This window comes from Paenibacillus sp. USHLN196 (assembly GCF_037144955.1).
Lineage (GTDB): Bacteria > Bacillota > Bacilli > Paenibacillales > Paenibacillaceae > Paenibacillus > Paenibacillus xylanexedens_C.
Genome location: NZ_JBBCYH010000006.1, coordinates 124274 through 141620, shown reverse-complemented (window position 1 = coordinate 141620; position 17347 = coordinate 124274). Strand labels below are relative to the sequence as shown.

The 17347-nt window shown below is 43.8% G+C and carries 9 protein-coding genes; all 9 read left to right on the top strand.

Annotation, left to right across the window (positions count from 1 at the left end; all coding sequences use genetic code 11):
• Positions 1–219: 219 nt before the first annotated feature.
• Positions 220–2241 carry a DUF5693 family protein gene (locus tag WFI24_RS16370; protein ID WP_336762446.1) on the top strand — a complete coding sequence of 674 codons (2022 nt, stop codon included), beginning with the start codon at positions 220–222 and terminating at the stop codon, positions 2239–2241.
• On the top strand, positions 2217–3398 hold the full coding sequence (gene csaB, locus WFI24_RS16365) for a polysaccharide pyruvyl transferase CsaB (RefSeq protein ID WP_336762445.1): 1182 nt from the start codon (positions 2217–2219) through the stop codon (positions 3396–3398). Before WFI24_RS16370 ends, csaB begins: the two co-directional genes overlap by 25 nt.
• 7 nt (positions 3399–3405) lie before the next feature.
• Positions 3406–4164 carry a WecB/TagA/CpsF family glycosyltransferase gene (locus tag WFI24_RS16360; RefSeq protein WP_336762443.1) on the top strand — a complete coding sequence of 253 codons (759 nt, stop codon included), beginning with the start codon at positions 3406–3408 and terminating at the stop codon, positions 4162–4164.
• A gap of 378 nt (positions 4165–4542) precedes the next feature.
• Complete coding sequence (locus WFI24_RS16355; protein ID WP_336762441.1) at positions 4543–5670, top strand: glycosyltransferase family 4 protein; 1128 nt, start codon at positions 4543–4545, stop codon at positions 5668–5670.
• A 165-nt stretch (positions 5671–5835) separates the two neighbouring features.
• Positions 5836–9744 carry an S-layer homology domain-containing protein gene (locus tag WFI24_RS16350; protein WP_336762439.1) on the top strand — a complete coding sequence of 1303 codons (3909 nt, stop codon included), beginning with the start codon at positions 5836–5838 and terminating at the stop codon, positions 9742–9744.
• 205 nt (positions 9745–9949) lie between these two features.
• A complete protein-coding gene (locus tag WFI24_RS16345) occupies positions 9950–10291 on the top strand; it encodes a hypothetical protein (RefSeq protein ID WP_076332560.1) in 342 nt (113 codons plus the stop codon).
• Positions 10292–10878: 587 nt separating this feature from the next.
• Positions 10879–13797 (top strand): S-layer homology domain-containing protein, encoded by a 2919-nt coding sequence (locus tag WFI24_RS16340; protein WP_336762436.1) that lies wholly within the window; start codon positions 10879–10881, stop codon positions 13795–13797.
• Positions 13798–13992: 195 nt separating this feature from the next.
• Positions 13993–16590 carry a hypothetical protein gene (locus tag WFI24_RS16335; RefSeq protein ID WP_336762434.1) on the top strand — a complete coding sequence of 866 codons (2598 nt, stop codon included), beginning with the start codon at positions 13993–13995 and terminating at the stop codon, positions 16588–16590.
• Between the two features lie 140 nt (positions 16591–16730).
• The gene (locus tag WFI24_RS16330; RefSeq protein WP_336762432.1) at positions 16731–17297 is read left to right on the top strand and encodes a hypothetical protein; all 567 of its coding nucleotides are present in this window, start codon (positions 16731–16733) and stop codon (positions 17295–17297) included.
• The last annotated feature ends 50 nt before the right edge of the window (positions 17298–17347 follow it).

Sequence of the window (17347 nt, the reverse complement as noted above, 5' to 3'; positions counted from 1 at the left end):
ACGAATGTAGCATCGAGTAAGGACATGAGAAGGCCTCTCCGCACCGTAAGGTTGGTTGGCGGAGGGGTTTTTCTTTGAAATAAAAGTGTAGATGGATCTAGCATATAAGAGGGCTTGTTGACACAAGCTGTTTGTATCCTATTATTGTATGAATGTTAAATGAACGAATTACTTGAGCTGAACGTGCATTTGGTTCCAACACTTGAGGAGGTACATGTAGTGCGTCAAAAATGGCTTTATTGGAATAACGCTTCTCGGAAGTGGTTGTGGCTCGTCGTTATTATCGGTCTGGTTGCGTCCATCCCTGTAATCAGTGATCGGGTGCAGACAGAATCTTCTGCCAAAAAGGTAGAGCTTGTCTTCAACTATCGAGGACTGCTGGATATTTCCGCCTATCAGGCTCATCCGCAAGATTTCATGAATGAACAATTGACTCGTCTAAAAGACGCAGGCGTAACAACGATGGCTGTGTTCGAAAGTACATTGGATGAGCTCAGAAAGACACGCCGACTGATGGTATATAACGGCCAGGATCTCGCGAACCTGACCAAAGATGTGATTCCTTCTAACGCAAATTACACGTATGTGTTATTTACATCAGAGGAAAACGCACAGACGTATACCCCTATTATTGAACAGACGTTCGCTGATCGGCAGATCCCAGTAGTTCCATGGGAATATGAAGGTCGTAGCGGCTTAATATTGCAGACTCCTCCGGAGAATGCCAACATGCAGCCTTTGCAGCCCGATCCGGTTGCCGTGAAGATGCTGCGTGATAAAGGTTTCTACATTTTGCCGCGGATTTCAGACAGTGTGCCTTACAGCCAAGAATCGATGGAGCGCTTGCTTACTTTCTTCGAGGAGAATGGTGTGAAGCGCATCTTGTTTGATGGTGATGCTGTGAAAGGGTACAATGATAATGAAGAGATGAAAAGTCTCGACCAGTTCGCACAGTTGCTGAACAAGCACGATATTGGTCTTGCAGCCATCGAGAACTTGAAGAAACCACAGTCTGGATTCCAGACCCTTGCGTATAAAACGGATTACAACGTTACGCGTCTGTACTCGCTTAGTGACGGCGATGCCAACTTGGACGTCGATGTCATAGCTGACCGTTTTGTTCTGGCAACCAAGGATCGTAACATTCGTATGCTCTATATGAATGCTTCCCCTAGCCGGAATACAGCCAAGGCCATGATTACAGATCCAATTGAGAATCTGATCAACAGCCTGGGTGAACCGGGGCATGCGGTAGAACGCATGGCAAAGCATGGATTTGAACTTGGACAGGCTGAAGCATTCACAGTTAAGGATTCTTCGATTCAGCGTTATGCCAAGCTGGTTGCTCTCGTTGGTGCGATTGCCATGATTGCACTTATGGTTTCATATTTTGTCCCACTACTGACATTGATCGCATTTGTAGTTGCTTTGGTAGGCAGTGCTGGATTGTTCCTTTTGAAACCAACGCTGCTGGAGCAAGGAATTGCCTTGCTTGTGGCGATAGCTGCGCCGACCATAGCGATGGTGCTGGCTGTTCGTACAGTGAACTATCAGCAGCAGCGTCAACCCGACGCATCTGCGGGTCGTCGATTGAAGCAGACTTTAGTTTTATATGTAAGAACGTCAATTCTGTCGTTCCTGGCGGTACCTTTTGTCATCGCGTTGCTTAACAGTATTACGTACAGTCTGGTGATTAACCAGTTCCGCGGCGTCAGTCTGTTGCACTTTGCACCTATGGCACTGGTAGCGATCTACATTGTGTTTTATCGTGGTTCGGGTTCCTTCTCTATCAAGCAAGTCAAGGATCTGCTGCGTACACCGATTAATGTATTAATGGTTGTGTTAGGTGTATTTGCTGCCGCGGTTGGTTATTATTATTTAACCCGTACAGGTAATGCAGGATCGGTTACCCCGTTCGAGATGTTCCTACGTACCACGCTGGAAGATACGTTCGGTGTACGGCCGAGATTCAAAGAATTTATGCTGGGACACCCGCTGTTTATCGTTGGCGTGTTCGCCGCTTTAAAATATCGTAAAGTCGTCTTTGTGCTCATTATTGCAGCGATTGGACAGTTGTCCATGGTGGATACGTTCGCGCATATCCATACGCCGGCTGTATTGTCACTCATTCGTGGAGTGATGGGATTGGGACTTGGCTTAATCTTCGGTATCATTGCTGTGGGTGTGTGGCAAGTAGCGGAAGGATGTTGGGAAAAATGGTCACCACTTCTCAAAAGTTAGTCATCTCGGGGTATTACGGATTCCGCAACAGCGGAGACGAAGCGGTGCTGAAGTCGATTTTGACAGCGCTGGAAGAGGAAAGTCAAAGGTCGAACGTCACCATTGAACCAATTGTACTCTCGGGTGATCCCGAGTGGACCACCTCCATGTATGGTGTGCGCTCCGTGCATCGTATGAAACTGAAGGAAGTCCGTGAAGCTCTCAAGGAGAGTGACGGATTAATTAGTGGTGGAGGAAGTCTACTGCAGGATGCAACTGGACTGAAATCCATTCCTTATTATCTGGGTGTAATCAAGCTGGCCCAGTGGTTGAAAAAACCAACGTTTATCTATGCACAGGGCATTGGCCCTGTGAATCGTAAAATTTTCAATCCAATGATCAAATCGGTCTTCAAGGCCTGCACCTATGTATCCGTTCGGGATGAACAATCTGCAGACTACCTGCGTGGGCTCGGGTTACAGTGGAATCAGATCCATGTCGTACCCGACCCAGTAATGGGCTTGCCATTACCTGAAGCGAAAGTGGAGAGTGGTGCAGGTGCTGTCTCAGCAGATGCTGCTACTCAAGCTAATCAAGTGGAACCTTCATCTGGAGGACATACCAAGCTTCCTGTGATCGGCATATCGGTACGATTCTGGGAGTCAGACCGCAAGGAGCTTACGGCTATTGCTGCCGGATTGAAAAAGTTGTGCTCCAAAAGAGCCGTGCACTTGCGTTTTCTACCATTTCATTTGCCGAATGATGAACAGGCATCACGATTCCTTATGGAAATGCTCGGTGATGTCACGAGCAAAGGCAGTGAGATTAGCATCACACCGGATATGACTGATCCTCAGCTTATGCTGGAGGAAGTCAGCAAGTGTGATCTCGTGATCGGTATGCGTCTGCACAGTCTGATCTATGCGGCATCTCAGTATGTTCCACCTGTAGGCATCTCGTATGATCCGAAAATTGATCAATTCCTGCTTCGTCTGGATAGTGAACCAGCAGGCAGTACGGATACACTCGATGGAGATAAACTCGCCAAGACTGTCGTTGGACTGCTGGATCAACGTTCACAGTGGTTGAAGGAACATGAAGAAGGCATCACCCAACTGAAGCAGGAAGCCAGAGTGCCTGCACAGCAGATTATTAACTATTTAGGCCGCAAAGGATGAGATAAAGATGAGTCAGACCGGATCAATACCTACCGTTTCAATCTACGGCATTCCTTTTTCCAAACTGACGATGAAAGAAACGGTAAAGGTTCTCCAGGAAGCTGTGCTGTCCAAGCAGCCGCACCAGGTCATTACAGCCAACCCGATTATGGTTATGGCTGCATTGGAAAATCCCGCAATCATGGAAGTCATGCAAGCTGCGGAATTGATCGTTCCTGATGGAACAGGTGTCGTATGGGCTGCGAACTATTGTGGAGATCCTGTAGCTGAGCGAGTGCCGGGATTTGAGCTTCTACATGAATTGCTGCGTGTTGGAGAAAACTATCGATGGGGCGTATATCTGCTTGGTTCCACCCCTGAGGTGATTCAAGAAACGGCAGTTCGGTTACAACAGCAATATCCGGCGATTCGAATTGTGGGTTATCGCGACGGTTATTTTGGTCCGGCTGAGGATGAACAGGTCATCGCTTCCATTCGGGAAGCGTCACCTGATCTGTTGTTTGTAGCACGTGGGGCTGACACACAAGAACCGTGGATTCACAAGCACAAAGATGCATTACAGGTTCCCGTAACGATGGGCGTTGGCGGCAGCTTTGATGTGATTTCGGGCAAAACCAAACGTGCGCCTATCCTGTTCCAAAAGCTAAGACTGGAGTGGTTCTATCGCTTATTGCGTGAACCAAGCCGGGCTGGCCGGATGCTTGCGCTTCCGAAATTCGCTGTTAAGGTGATGCGGGACAAAGAAAACGTGACGAAAGTCCGTTAAAAACAGGTAATTGCGAGATAAATGCGTGTTTTTGCTAGAAATTGAGGATGGCTTTTCGGGTGTGATGAGCGTATAATTCATTCCGGATTAGATGTGTGCCACTCCATGAAAAACGGAAGTTGTTGCACACGGCCACTTCGATGTCAGAATAACCTTTTGATCGCTGTTATCTCTGGATTTCTTTATCTACCTTTCTAAGGTTGAAATCCCGCGATAAAGGCGAACGCTTCGCTTCTACAGGTTATTTCTGCCCTCTCCGTTCTGGTGCAAATGGCATTTTCCATCAAAAGTGACTAACAAACATTTTTTTATATATAAAAAGAGATCAGGGGATTTATAATTTCGTACAGGTATTATAATTGGGGGTCGAATGTTCAAATGGTAGCGATCTTTATCATTGGATTTATCGTGTCAATGGGACTGGCTCTTGCCCTGACACCGCTTGTCAAAAAGTTCGCAGTCCGCATTGGCGCCATGGATACGCCGAATGCACGTAAAGTACACACACGGATCATGCCGCGTCTTGGCGGTCTGGGGATATTCCTGGCCTTTATTATTACAGTTGCTGCATTGCTTCCGTTTGTATCGGCATGGTTCACGACTCGGGATATGAGTTTTGTTAGTGCGTTCTTGATCGGTGGATCGATTATCGTACTGATCGGAGCACTTGATGATCGGTTTGAACTGTCTGCCAAAGTGAAGCTGCTTGGTCAGATCGTAGCTGCTTCTGTCGTTGTATTCGGATTTAATATCCGGGTAGATTTCGTTAACATTCCGTTTCAGGATTCCTATTCTTCACTCGAAGCTTGGGTATCCATTCCGCTGACGATCTTCTGGATCGTTGGTGTAACGAATGCGATTAACCTGATTGATGGTCTGGATGGTCTGGCTGCCGGTGTATCTGGTATTGCAATTGGTACCATTGCCGTGATGTCATTCCTGATGGGTAACATGATGATTGCCTTGATGTGTCTTGTATTGCTGGGTAGTATTATCGGATTCCTGTTCTTCAACTTCCACCCCGCCAAGATCTTCATGGGGGATACCGGATCACTATTTCTTGGTTTCTCTCTGGCGATGCTGTCCATGCTGGGATTCAAACAAATTGCTATCGTGTCCTTCATTACCCCGCTGATCATTATCGGTGTGCCGCTCTCGGATACCTTCTTCGCGATTATCCGTCGTGCGGTACAGCGGAAACCGATTTTCGCACCGGATAAAGGTCACCTGCATCACTGCTTGCGTGAACTTGGATTCAGTCACCGTCAGACGGTACTGATCATTTATGGTATTGCCGCATTCTTCGGAGTTCTGGCAATTATCCAATCTTCCGCTGCCATGTTCGAAGCGAACTGGGTAACGTTCGTGGTCATCTGTATCATGATGTTCTTCCTCCAAGTGGGAGCAGAAGTCATCGGACTTGTCAGCAAAACGAGAAGACCGGTTATCAACTTCCTGATGCGCATGCGCGTCAAGCTGAATCCGGAGACCCGTTCGAAATCATAAATAGATAAATGTAATGGTTACAGCTATTCTTGAATATTATTCCAGACCCAACCTTATCCCTTGTGGATAAGGTTTTTTGTTTATTTTGAGACTTTTACTAAATAATTGGAACCTTTTGCCGATATATAAAGGTAACTGACTTAAAAAGAGGAGAGATGATACGTAATGCAACAAAAGAAACGGCCGTTGGTCTGGATCATGTTGATCACCATGGTGTTCTCATTGTTCCCACAAGGTCTATTCGGTGGGTCCGTTGCTTCGGCTGCCAACGCACAGACTACTTATTTTACACCAGATAATACCACCATCAGCAATACAGCCGATCTTAATTTGGATGACTCAGATAATGCAAGATTTTTGTCTCGGGCTTTGGCTTACCAAACGACTTCAGGGACGCTTACGATAACAGGTGCTTACGCGTTTGTATCCAAAGATACGATGCGGGTAAAGGTTGAACAGCTCAACTCCGTTCCTGTGACAGCAGGAAGCACCAAGATGAAGTGGGAAGCAGATGCTACTCGTGCGAATACGACTGCAGTTACTGCAAGCACAAGTGGTAACAATAAATTCTCTGCTAACAATCTGACACTGTTCCCGGGCTTCAACCGAATTACCTTTTACGGTAATCAGGGTGCAGTGGAACGCTCAGACACGTTCTATGTTCTTTATGATCAGGTTCCTTTTATTCAGGACTTCAAGATTTTTACCGATCCGAGTACTGGGTCCAACACGTCTTATGGTCTGAATGAAGGATCGCAGACTGTTGTAAATACACAGCTCGTATCGGTACAAGGTAAAGTTCAGAATTCATCCAAAGTTACGGTTTCCCTTAATGGCGGGGAAGAGCTGGATACCCCTTTGCTACCAAACGGGACGTTTTTCACACCCCAGCTTAAGTTGAATGCAGGATTGAATAATTTGAAGTTCACGATAGCGAATGGTTCCGATTCTGTGATTACAGAGCGTTCCGTTTATTATTATGATAAAAATCAGCCGTTCTCAGCGCTCAATGTAATTTTGAATAATACTGACAGCAAATCAGTACTGGATGTTACACCTACGTTCTCTACGGTTGCTAGCGGAGTTAAGCTTGATGTGCAATTAATATTGCCCTACACTGCCAGCAACAGTGCATTCGAGGATGTGGGAACATTTTCGGCTAATGGAACACCAATGATACTGACGGGTGTTAAGGAGGTCATCATTCCGGGTCCAGACGGAACTACACCCGAGTATCGTTTGGTAACATTCAAGACAGACAATGAATATGCATTGCAACCCGGGACAACCGATCCAACAAAACCTGCCAAGAATCAGACAGTCGATGTTGCAGTCGTTTATGGCAATTTCAGTGCCGGTTACAAAGGTAAATTTACTTACGCGCCTGACGTGAAGGCAATTACGAATATGTACTACCTTCCAGATTATGCTGGAGGAGCGGTAACGAACAAAGTCGCATTAAATAATGCACAGATTGATAAAGATAGCTTCTATATCCTAGTTGAATCGAGTCAAGACATTGGTACTGAATTACCAATTGGTCAATACATGCCTACAGGTACCAATAAGGTTAATATTTCGGCAACGGATAAGGCCGCTACTGGCCTTACAAGCAAACAAGTAGTATATTTGGTCAAAAATCTGGCCAATGGTACTCAGAAAATTCGCTTTTACTACACAACGCCAGATCCATATTACGACGTTACTGTATCTTACGCTTCTAAAAGCTATATCTATGTAGCCAACTTGTACGATGGACAGACCTATAACTTTAACTCAAGAATAACGAATACTTTAAAGGTAGATGGCGAGTTTATCGGATTCAGCACATTGAGCTCAAACCAATTTGTTTCCCAGTTGCTAGTGAATGGGGTCGATCAAAGCAAGGTTACTGGTTTTCCAGGAACTAACGGCAAGTTCTCATTCTCATTAGACATTAAGAAAGAGGGACCGCTAGTATACGGGGAGAACACGATCACGATTATTGGTACTGATCAGGATGGTGCTGGTAAAGCCAAAATTATTGAGAAAAAATTGAGAATTTACATCTCGGATAGTAACGTATCCAATATTGATAAATTCATGCCAACCCTTGTTCCGACAGATACTCGTCAGGAATTTTACGATGCAGACGTGAGCAAGTACACAACGGAGGAAATGGACAAAATCTTCAAAGTCACGCCAGACTTTGTGATTCGGGATGGCAAATACGTAACGAGTGAAGAGAGATATGACCTTGTATTCAAAGGTGGCGGAGCGCAAATTGCCAACTTATACTCTGGATCAAAGTTGATTTTTAGTTATAATCCGATCCCAGGTACGGACTTACAGGATATTAATAAGCAAACTTCGGATGGACATACCTTTGATTTTGCAGGAAATCAAGATGAATTTATGATTCGTATTCGTAACTATGTATTTGATGCACCTGGCAGCCACGTCTACACGTTGGAGTTAATTAACGGAACAGGCGCAAGAACGACACAACGGCTGGAGATTGTAAGAGAGCCTTCTTCCTATCGAATCCTGTCTCCTGTAGCAACTGTAGGAGAACAGATCGTAGTTACCAAAAACTATGTGCACTTTGATATTGAAGCTGAAGGAGCAACGCAAGTTCTGATCAATAAAGAACCTGCCGTTAAACGTCCGGACATGAATGATCGCTTTGTTCTGGATTATGTAGGACTGAAACAGGATAAGAGCAATGCTATTAAAATTCAGATTGTTAGGGATGGCGGTGCCATCAATGATACTGTCAATGTATTCTACACAGGTACAGTAGCGACAGATGCGCAGTACATGGCACCTAAGATTGTCAATAAATACTCGGTGTTTAACAAGAAACTTGAATTGGCGTTCCCTAAAGGAACCATATTACAGTCCGCTGCCAAATCGAGCAGTGGGGTAATCAAGTTTTATCCAGACAATAAAATTCTGTTTGGTATTGCCGATCCGAAGGATGGCGTACTTGAACGGAAAAATGACTATGGCTTTAATATCGGACAGGCTGATCCTCGCAGTACGGGAGGATTGACACCAATCACGGTGCCAACCATTTTGACAGAGTTGTTTAACTCGAATCTGACTACAAGTAACTTTGTGCCGATCTCGGAGACGTACTGGATCAACGGCGGAATTGGTGAGCTTGGAGATAAAGGATCGAGTGGATACAAGCCTGGAACAGATGGTGTGACACCATACTCGCTGGAAGGAAGCTTTACGCAATATCCAACAGAACGTGTCTTGGTTCCTTCTAACCGGGGAACGTTAACGCTTGCGTATGATCCCACCATAGTTGATGAAGTGGGTTCAACGATTACGGTATTCCGTTATACAGACAAAACCAACATTGGTGAATGGGTTCCGGTTGGTGGAGTAGTAGATACGAAGAAACATACGGTTACGGTTTCCTTTGACGAATTTGGTTATTACAAAGTCATGAAGCAAAGTAAAAGCTATCAGGACATCACGAATCACCCATGGGCAAGAAATCTGCTCAATGCATTGTACTCCAAAGGGATCATGAACAATCTGCGGTTCAACGCGTTTGGTGCAGATGACCAGACGACACGCGGAGAATTTGCAACACTGTTAGTTAAAGGTCTGGATATCCCGTTAAACTATACCAATATACAAACCTTTACCGACGTGTCTCCTACGACCAAGAGCGATACGTGGGATTATGCTTCCATTGAGACAGCAGCGAGAGCAGGTATTGTAACAGGTTTGAGCGACGGGTATTTTGGAGTAGAAGATTCAATTACACGTGAACAGGCAGCTGTGATGATTGCACGGGCATTGAGTAGCAAGCTTGCGGCCAACGACAGCAAATTATCTGCAGCTTTAGCGAAATCGTTCCAGGATTCCACTTCCATTGAGTACTATGCTCGTCCATCAGTACAGGCTGTAACCAAAGCGAAAATCATGGAAGGTAGCCCTGTGCAGGTCACAGGATCTACCAAAACGATGTACCAGTTTAATCCAAAAGGAAACTTGACTCGTGCTGAAGCGGCCAAAATTGCTGTAGAACTGCTTAAGAAGAGCACGAAGTTATTCCCTAAAACATTGAGCTAATCTAGCATAGTTGAGATAATTTTAGGAAGGACCTGTCCCTTTTACTAACTGGGACAGGTTCTTTTTATGACTGTAAACCAGCTTGTATAGAATTCATTTATAATAGAAGGAATCTGTTTTTTACCAATAACTATTTTTGTAATTTGCTAGAGATTAAGATACAATAGCGGTAAATACACAATGATCTAGAGGGTGAAGTAAGCTAATGAAACCGATTTATTCGAGAGCCCAATTGGGTTACATGAAGGCAAAGACACAGTTCGAGAAGCAGGCAGTCATTCTTGAGAAAAAGTTGGAAGATACACGTAAGACTGAGGAGATCTCTCAGGAAGTGATGGAAGGACTTGTACAGTCCACTGGTTTCCATGATGCGTATAACAGTCTGGTTCTGGCCGAGAATGAATTGATTGAATGGTCTCACACCACGATGAAGCATGAGAAGACATACCGGGAGAACAGACAGCCAATTGACGATATGTATCTGAGATTGAACAGTGATCCGAATATGCGTGCTCAGATTATTGAGCTGGCAATGAAGATTCGCTAAGTTATAGTTACTGATCCAAGAAGAGGTGCCCTAAAGGGCCCTCTTTTTTATTTTCTTTATTGTAGAATTTGTCGCTTCATCGTGGAAAATAACGGGTATAAATAAACGTTCACATCATTTCCTACACAGGGTGATTTCAAAGGGGGCGTCATAAATACAGCTGCATTAAAGGTTTTGAACCGTTAAATACCCGCACTGCATCAATACATAAATAAGTTCAAAACTTTTTTTAAGGAATCCGCAACTTTTTGAAATCTGCTGCGTTTAAGATGTAGAGTCAAAAACATTGGGGAACTTACCAAGAATGACCTCGTGAAGAATTTTGTCTATTTATTAGAAAAAATTGCTTTACGGCACGAGAGACCCATTGTATAATACGTAAGGTAGGATTAGGAAACTACTCTATTTACGTATGATTCTATCATTTATTCTTGTTTACAAGTTTCTGTGATATGCTCACAGACATCATTTATATTAACTTGCTCATAACTCTGGAAAGGGGGTGCGACAATAGAATGAGGAATACGAGCGACCCTATTAAAGAAAATTCCAATGTTATGAACGCCCAAGGAGGAGACAAAAAGGTTATGAAGAAAATTTTATCCGTAGCACTGTCTACAGCAATGGCATTCTCAATGTTTGCATCTGTAGCATTCGGTGACACAGCAGTAACACCACAACAACAGTTTGATGCATTGAAAGCAAAAGGTATCTTCAATGGTTACCCAGATGGCACAGCTGGTCTGGACAAAGAGATGACTCGCGCTGAGTTCGCAAAAGTTATCACTAAATTGCTCGGTCTGAAAGAGATCACTGGAACTCTTTCTTACACTGACAAAAACTACACAGCTAAAAACTGGGCTGTACCTTACATCGAAGCAGTAACTGCTGCGGGTATCATGGAAGGTAAAAACGTAGAGAAAAAAATCTTTGACTTCAACGGTAAAGTGACAGTGGCTGAAATGGCTACAATCTTGACTCGTGCACTTGATCTTGAAATCCCAACTGAAACTAACAACAATGCAGCAGCATGGGCTAAAGGTTATGTTCAAGCAGCGATCAACGCAGGTCTGATCGACGCTAACGCTAACTTCAGCGGAAATGCTTCCCGTGAATTGTTGGTAGGTGCAGCTTACTCCATCGATCAAGCTCAAAGCATTAAAGTTGAATCTTACACAGTATCCGAAGCTGGTAAAGTAGTTGAGTTCAAAATCAGCGACGGCGAAACTGTAAAAGTAACTTTGGACAAAGCTCTTGAAGCTAACAAAGAAACTGAAGTGAAATTCACTTACAAAGATAAAGAATTCACTGAGAAAGTTACTTATGTAGTAACTGCAGCAACTAAAATCGAAGGTGCTACAGCTACAAACTACAAAGAACTCGTTGTGAAATTCGATGGCGAAGTAGATTCCACTACAGCTGAAAACACTGCAAACTACACTGTTAGCGGCCGTACGTTTGAATCTGCAAAATTGTCTGCTGACAAGAAAACAGTAACACTTCTTGTAAGCGAAAATACAGGTAACCTGCCACAACAAAGAGATACAAACTTGGTAGTTAAAGGTGTTAAAAACGCTACAGCGACTAAAACTTTCGATGAGACAGTTAAATTCACTGCAGTAGATACACAATTGCCAGAAGTGAAATCTGTTCAAGGTCTGGGAACAAAAGCATTGCGCGTTGAGTTCTCTGAGCCAGTAACAAGTGCAACTGCTGGAAACCTGGCTAACTACAAAGTGAACGGTAAAGTAATTTCCGGGTTTGTTAAATACACTTACCCTAACATTGCTTTCATCACAACTGATCTTCCAGTTGGAGAGCACACTTTGACAGTATCCGGAGTGAAAGACTTCGCTGGATTTAGCGCATCAACTGCTGAATCTAAATTCACAATCGCTGAAGATAAAGCTGCTCCTGAGATCACTAAAGTAACAACTTCTGACCTCAGAAAAGTAGTTGTAACATTCAACGAGCCAGTGAAATCGGTATCCAGTGCTTACCAAACTTCCAGCAACAAGAGTGCAACGGTATCCATCAAGGATAACGAAGTAACTCTGAACTTCTCTGAACCTAACCGTCTGGGTCTGGGTGAGTCCACAGTATACTTGCAAGGTGTTACAGACTACAGCAACAATACTGCTGATCGTAGCTCCACAGTAACTCCTGAGCTGGACACAGTTCGTCCAACAGTATCAGCTGTTACATCTAAAACAGTTGATGGAAAAACAGAATTGACTGTTGAATTCTCTGAAAAAATCAGTACTGCTGATTACAACAAAACAGAAAATTATGTATTGAAAGATTCTGCTGGTAAGATCTACACTGGCAAAGGTTTCACTACTAAAGGTAATCCTTCTGTTGCACCTCAATATGGTAAAGATAAAGATGGAAAAATTGTAGAAAGCAAAGTCGTGCTGACATCTGTTGGTGGTACATTGCCAGCTGGTAACTACACACTGGAAGTTTCCGGTGTTCGTGACCAAGCAGCTGTAGGTAACACAATTATTCCTCAATCCGTACCGTTTGTTCTTACGCAAGCTGGTGCATTGGAAGCAAACGCTGCATGGTTCAATGATGATGCAGCAAATAACGAGTACCAAGTATTTGTACAATTTAACAGACCAGTAGCAACTTCCGGCAACGGTAATGCACTCGATGTTAACAAGTATGACTATGTTGTGACTGGTTCAGTTTACAAACCATTCCCTACATCTTCTACTACAGCTCAATTGTTCAATGCTAACACAGTATTGTTGACTGTATCTAAAGACGATGTGAAAGATTTGACTACTGCTACAGCTTTGCGTGTAGTTAACGTAGCTGATGCGAATGGTAACTTCGTAAACGGAAACACTGTAAAATTCGGTAGTCAAACTGAATCTAACGTTGCAGTAGTTACAAAAGATGTATACGCAAAAGCTCAAAACAAAGTTGAAGTGAAATTTGACGGCGAATTGACTTTCGTGAACAAAGCTGACTTCGTATTTAGTGGATTCAACAACTCTCAGTTCAATATCACGAACCAATCAGTAGTAGACGGTAAATCAGTTATTGAGTTCACGTTCGTGGACGACAAAGCGATTAATCATAAGCCTGCTTTGACTTTGGGAACTGTAGCTAAAGAGGATATCACTTCTACTGATTCTGTTGGCCGCAAACTGGCATTTTTGCCTGCTACGGCTGTACAAGATGGTATCAAACCAGTATTCAATAAAGATGAAGCAAATGCAATCAATGCAACTGGTAACACAGTTACATTGAAATTTACTGAAAATGTGAAATCTAACTTTACACCAGCTGCTTACGTTGTAAATGTAGATGGAACTGAAGTAAATGTAACAGCTGTTGCTGCAAGTGCTAGCACTCTGACTTTGACACTTGATAAAGCAGTTAATGCTGGTCAATTGGTAGAAGTTGAACTGGTTAACAACAGCACTGGTTCGTTCGTAACTGACGAAGCTAATAATGCTGCTGAAAACTTCTATGCAAGTGTAAGAGCGAACTAATCTTAAATTTTTTCAAACTATCCCAACATATAATGTTGGGATAGTTTTTTTATTTTCATGAAAATATATTGTGAATCATTTTATTATATATATTGGTTCACTTAAGAAGATAAAATACCAACAACATCGTAACTTTCTCCTCTTCTCAAACGTTTATACTATAATAGCAACAAGCAACTTATGGGAGGTTTGGAAGTGAATCAAAAGAAAATGTTTGTTAGCTTGCTCGCGAGTGTCTTGTTGATCAGTTCAACAGCTGGCATTGCCATGGCAGCGAGCACAACCAATAAAACGTCTGCCACCAGTTCAAATAGTAGTACATCGAAGAAAACGACAACAACAACGAAGAAGGTTGTACATACACTCGGTAACCTATCGGCTGTTAAAGTGACTGCACGAAGTTCCGTAAGGTTAACAGATGTAAATATCTTGGCGCAGGACGATGGCAATGTGATTACGTATACATTATCTTACAAGAACAATGACAACACCCCAATGATGATGCTCGATTACTGGAGCAAAGTGAAAACCAAGGGTGGAACATCGTTCTCGCCCAAACTGATCGCAAAAGATCAGGAAAAGAAAACAGTCGCGCCTGGATCAACAGTTGAGTTGACCTATGTCATGAAAGTGGGTCGCGAGGTGAAACTCAGTGATCTGAACTTCCTCATCGTGAAATGGGATTTCAGTCAAGCTAACTATGAACGTACGTTGGGTAAGTTTAACGTGCCCGCATCCTATAGCATCACCACACCTGTAGGGAAACCAAAGACGGTTCGTCTAAGCGACTCTGCGGTGAAGGTGAAAGTATCTGGCATTAAAGTGTTTCCAGGTGAAGATAAGAATCAGTATGTGAAAATTGGTGTGAATTTAAACAATATCAGTTATAAATTGCTTGAAAATCCGAATATCAAATGGATTTTGCGTACGCCAAGTGGTACGAACTATCCTTTAACTCCGGATAAAGACAGCACGAGTGTCAGTATCCAGGCTCAAGCTAATAAGGCCCTCAGTCTGATGACATCTCTCCCTACGTCAGTGAAGCTGCAAAAGTCTGAGTTGTTGCTTGTAGAGGAACAGGGTGAAGAAAAAAGTGTTCTGCCTGTTGCTGCATTGCAATTGCCGGAGGCTAGCAAGACGAATGTAGAAGTAGTTGCCAATCAACCGAATATTATTTCAGTTGAAGGACAACGACTGTCCACATTACTTGAATCCGCTAAAGTCCGAATCGATGATGGTGAGTATAGTCTTAACCTTCAAATGAAGCTCAAGAATGAAGGCAAGAAAGCCATTAAGGTGCCGACGTATAACTTCGAGGTACGGAATACAGATGGAACAGTCTATCCGATTGAAACCAAAGCATTGGATACACTGAAGTTGAACCCAGGCGATATCAAGACAATTAAGTTCAGTGCAACCCTTCAGGGTGAGGGTGATACAAGCAAGATCAAGCTGTATGTGATGAGTCCGGTAGACAAAAATGAAAGCACAGAATCCACAACACCTTCTCCAACGAATGGATTTGTCTTCTCCTATCCTGTAGGTGTCTATGGGATTCCTGAATCGGTATCCAGTGGAGATGGATTGATGACCGAAACGGTCATTAAGAATAACAAAGGTACATTTGGTGTGTCTTTTGGATCGTTACAGCGGTTGCCGTGGCTTGATAGTGATATTATTGCCGCAAAAGTGACCATTCGTAATGCAGGTAACAAAACGGTTCAACTTCCTGAGCTTGAAGCAATGTTTATGATTGATTCTGCTCAGATTGAAGGTGACAAGAAGCTAATCTACACACAAAGTGGCAAGCTACTTGGAGCCGGCATGACAACCGAAGCTTACCTGTTGACCAAGATTCCTTCTGAAATACGTATATCTCGTCTGGAACTTAGTCTGAACGAGAAAGTTAGTGAAGAAGAGACGAATGAGTGGATTACTTTAAATACGTCTGGATTAATTCCGCCTGTATCTTATGTTGGAAGTGGTAAGACATACACATCGGGTACTGCTGATAAAGAGACCGAAATGGGTGTGCGGAGAACGATTCGTTATCCGGGAACGTCATCGGACATCGTATATACCGAATTCGAAATGACGAACAAATCACTGCGTCAAAGTGGTCTTGGCAAACTGGTAGGTTACTTCAAAACATCAGATGGCCAGTATTATAGAGCAACTGCGAAGCAAGCAGAGCGTCTGCCTGGACCGGGCCAAAAGTCGATTGTTACGTTCTGGGCTAAGATTCCGAAGTCCGTTACCTTCTCAGACCTGCGCCTAATTGTGGGTGAAGGCATTGCAGACAGCAAGTTTGTAACCGGTGAAGGGGAAGCAACTGCTTATGTGAATGCTCTGGCATTCGAAGTGCCGCCAACTTCCATTAGTGTTCAAGGTTCGCTAACCAATATTGATCTCTATCCATACTCTTGGACAGCTAATAGTGTACGGGCATATCTTGCAGGCAGTACGTCTGTACAAGTAGAGATGAACTATAGCTTGACTCGCAATGAAGAGATCGAGATGGGTGAGAACGAGCACAAGTTAATTCTCACACTGACGGATCAAGCCGGTAAATCATATGAGAAAGAACTGACTTTGGGCACCGATCTGAAAGTGGGAACCAACCAGACGCTAAGCTGGAGCATTGAGGACAGTTTCTTCGAGAAAATGCGTGGCGGTTCATATCGCTTAAGTGTAGATGATCAATTCCAGGGGCAACGTATTCGTCTTGCAGAGCAGGGTTATGGATATGACGTGACCAAACTTCCAAAAGAAGAACCCCTCGATTTGAGATAAATCCATAGATACGAGTAATCGTTAGAATTGTTCACAAAACCTCGTTTCCATCCCAATGGAAACGAGGTTTTGCTTGTGGCATCCCTATTTTTTCTCTATAGTTAAAGTTAATAGATTACCAGAGGAGGAAATTGATTCACATGAAACCTTATATGAAAGTATCCCTCGCTGCGCTCGCGATTGGTGTTGGCGTATGGGTTGGGTCGGTATACAGCAATACAGCCACCGGTGCAGGTACGAGCCAGCCAGGAACAGCAGACGATCCGGTTGTAACGAAGAGTTATGTAGATCAGCAGATTCAAAAAGCACTTGGTGGAGGTGCTAGTACGGGTTCTGGCAATTCATCTGGCAGCAATAACGGCTCTACTGGAACCGGAAACTCAGGTAGCACAGGCGGAGACACTTCCCTTCCTCCACTGGTCTCAGGCGCATCTGATGCCGTTGAGATTGTAACGGTGAAGCCGGGTCAACAGCTGATCGGGAAGTCTGGCGCGGAGTTCATTGTACGTAGCGGTAAAGCTGTGATCGTCAGTGAAGGCACGAATGGTGTAGCTGATCTGACGGACGGGATTGACCTGATGAATGGACAGGCAGCGCCGACCAATCACCTGCTCTCTTTTCCAAGGGATGGACGGGGGATCACGGTATTGGAAGGAAACAAATATAGCCTAACCGTAATGGTTCGTGGTGGATATACTCTGAAATAGGATTTGTAGCTGTTAAAGGAATTATTCATTAGTCATACATTTCATTTGCT

What these genes read in the sequence shown, in the direction of transcription:
- WFI24_RS16345 (WP_076332560.1), top strand. Translation starts at nt 9,950, where the DNA reads ATGAAACCGATTTATTCGAGAGCCCAATTGGGTTACATGAAGGCAAAG.
- csaB (WP_336762445.1), top strand. Translation starts at nt 2,217, where the DNA reads ATGGTCACCACTTCTCAAAAGTTAGTCATCTCGGGGTATTACGGATTC.
- WFI24_RS16350 (WP_336762439.1), top strand. Translation starts at nt 5,836, where the DNA reads ATGCAACAAAAGAAACGGCCGTTGGTCTGGATCATGTTGATCACCATG.
- WFI24_RS16340 (WP_336762436.1), top strand. Translation starts at nt 10,879, where the DNA reads ATGAAGAAAATTTTATCCGTAGCACTGTCTACAGCAATGGCATTCTCA.
- WFI24_RS16360 (WP_336762443.1), top strand. Translation starts at nt 3,406, where the DNA reads ATGAGTCAGACCGGATCAATACCTACCGTTTCAATCTACGGCATTCCT.
- WFI24_RS16355 (WP_336762441.1), top strand. Translation starts at nt 4,543, where the DNA reads ATGGTAGCGATCTTTATCATTGGATTTATCGTGTCAATGGGACTGGCT.
- WFI24_RS16330 (WP_336762432.1), top strand. Translation starts at nt 16,731, where the DNA reads ATGAAACCTTATATGAAAGTATCCCTCGCTGCGCTCGCGATTGGTGTT.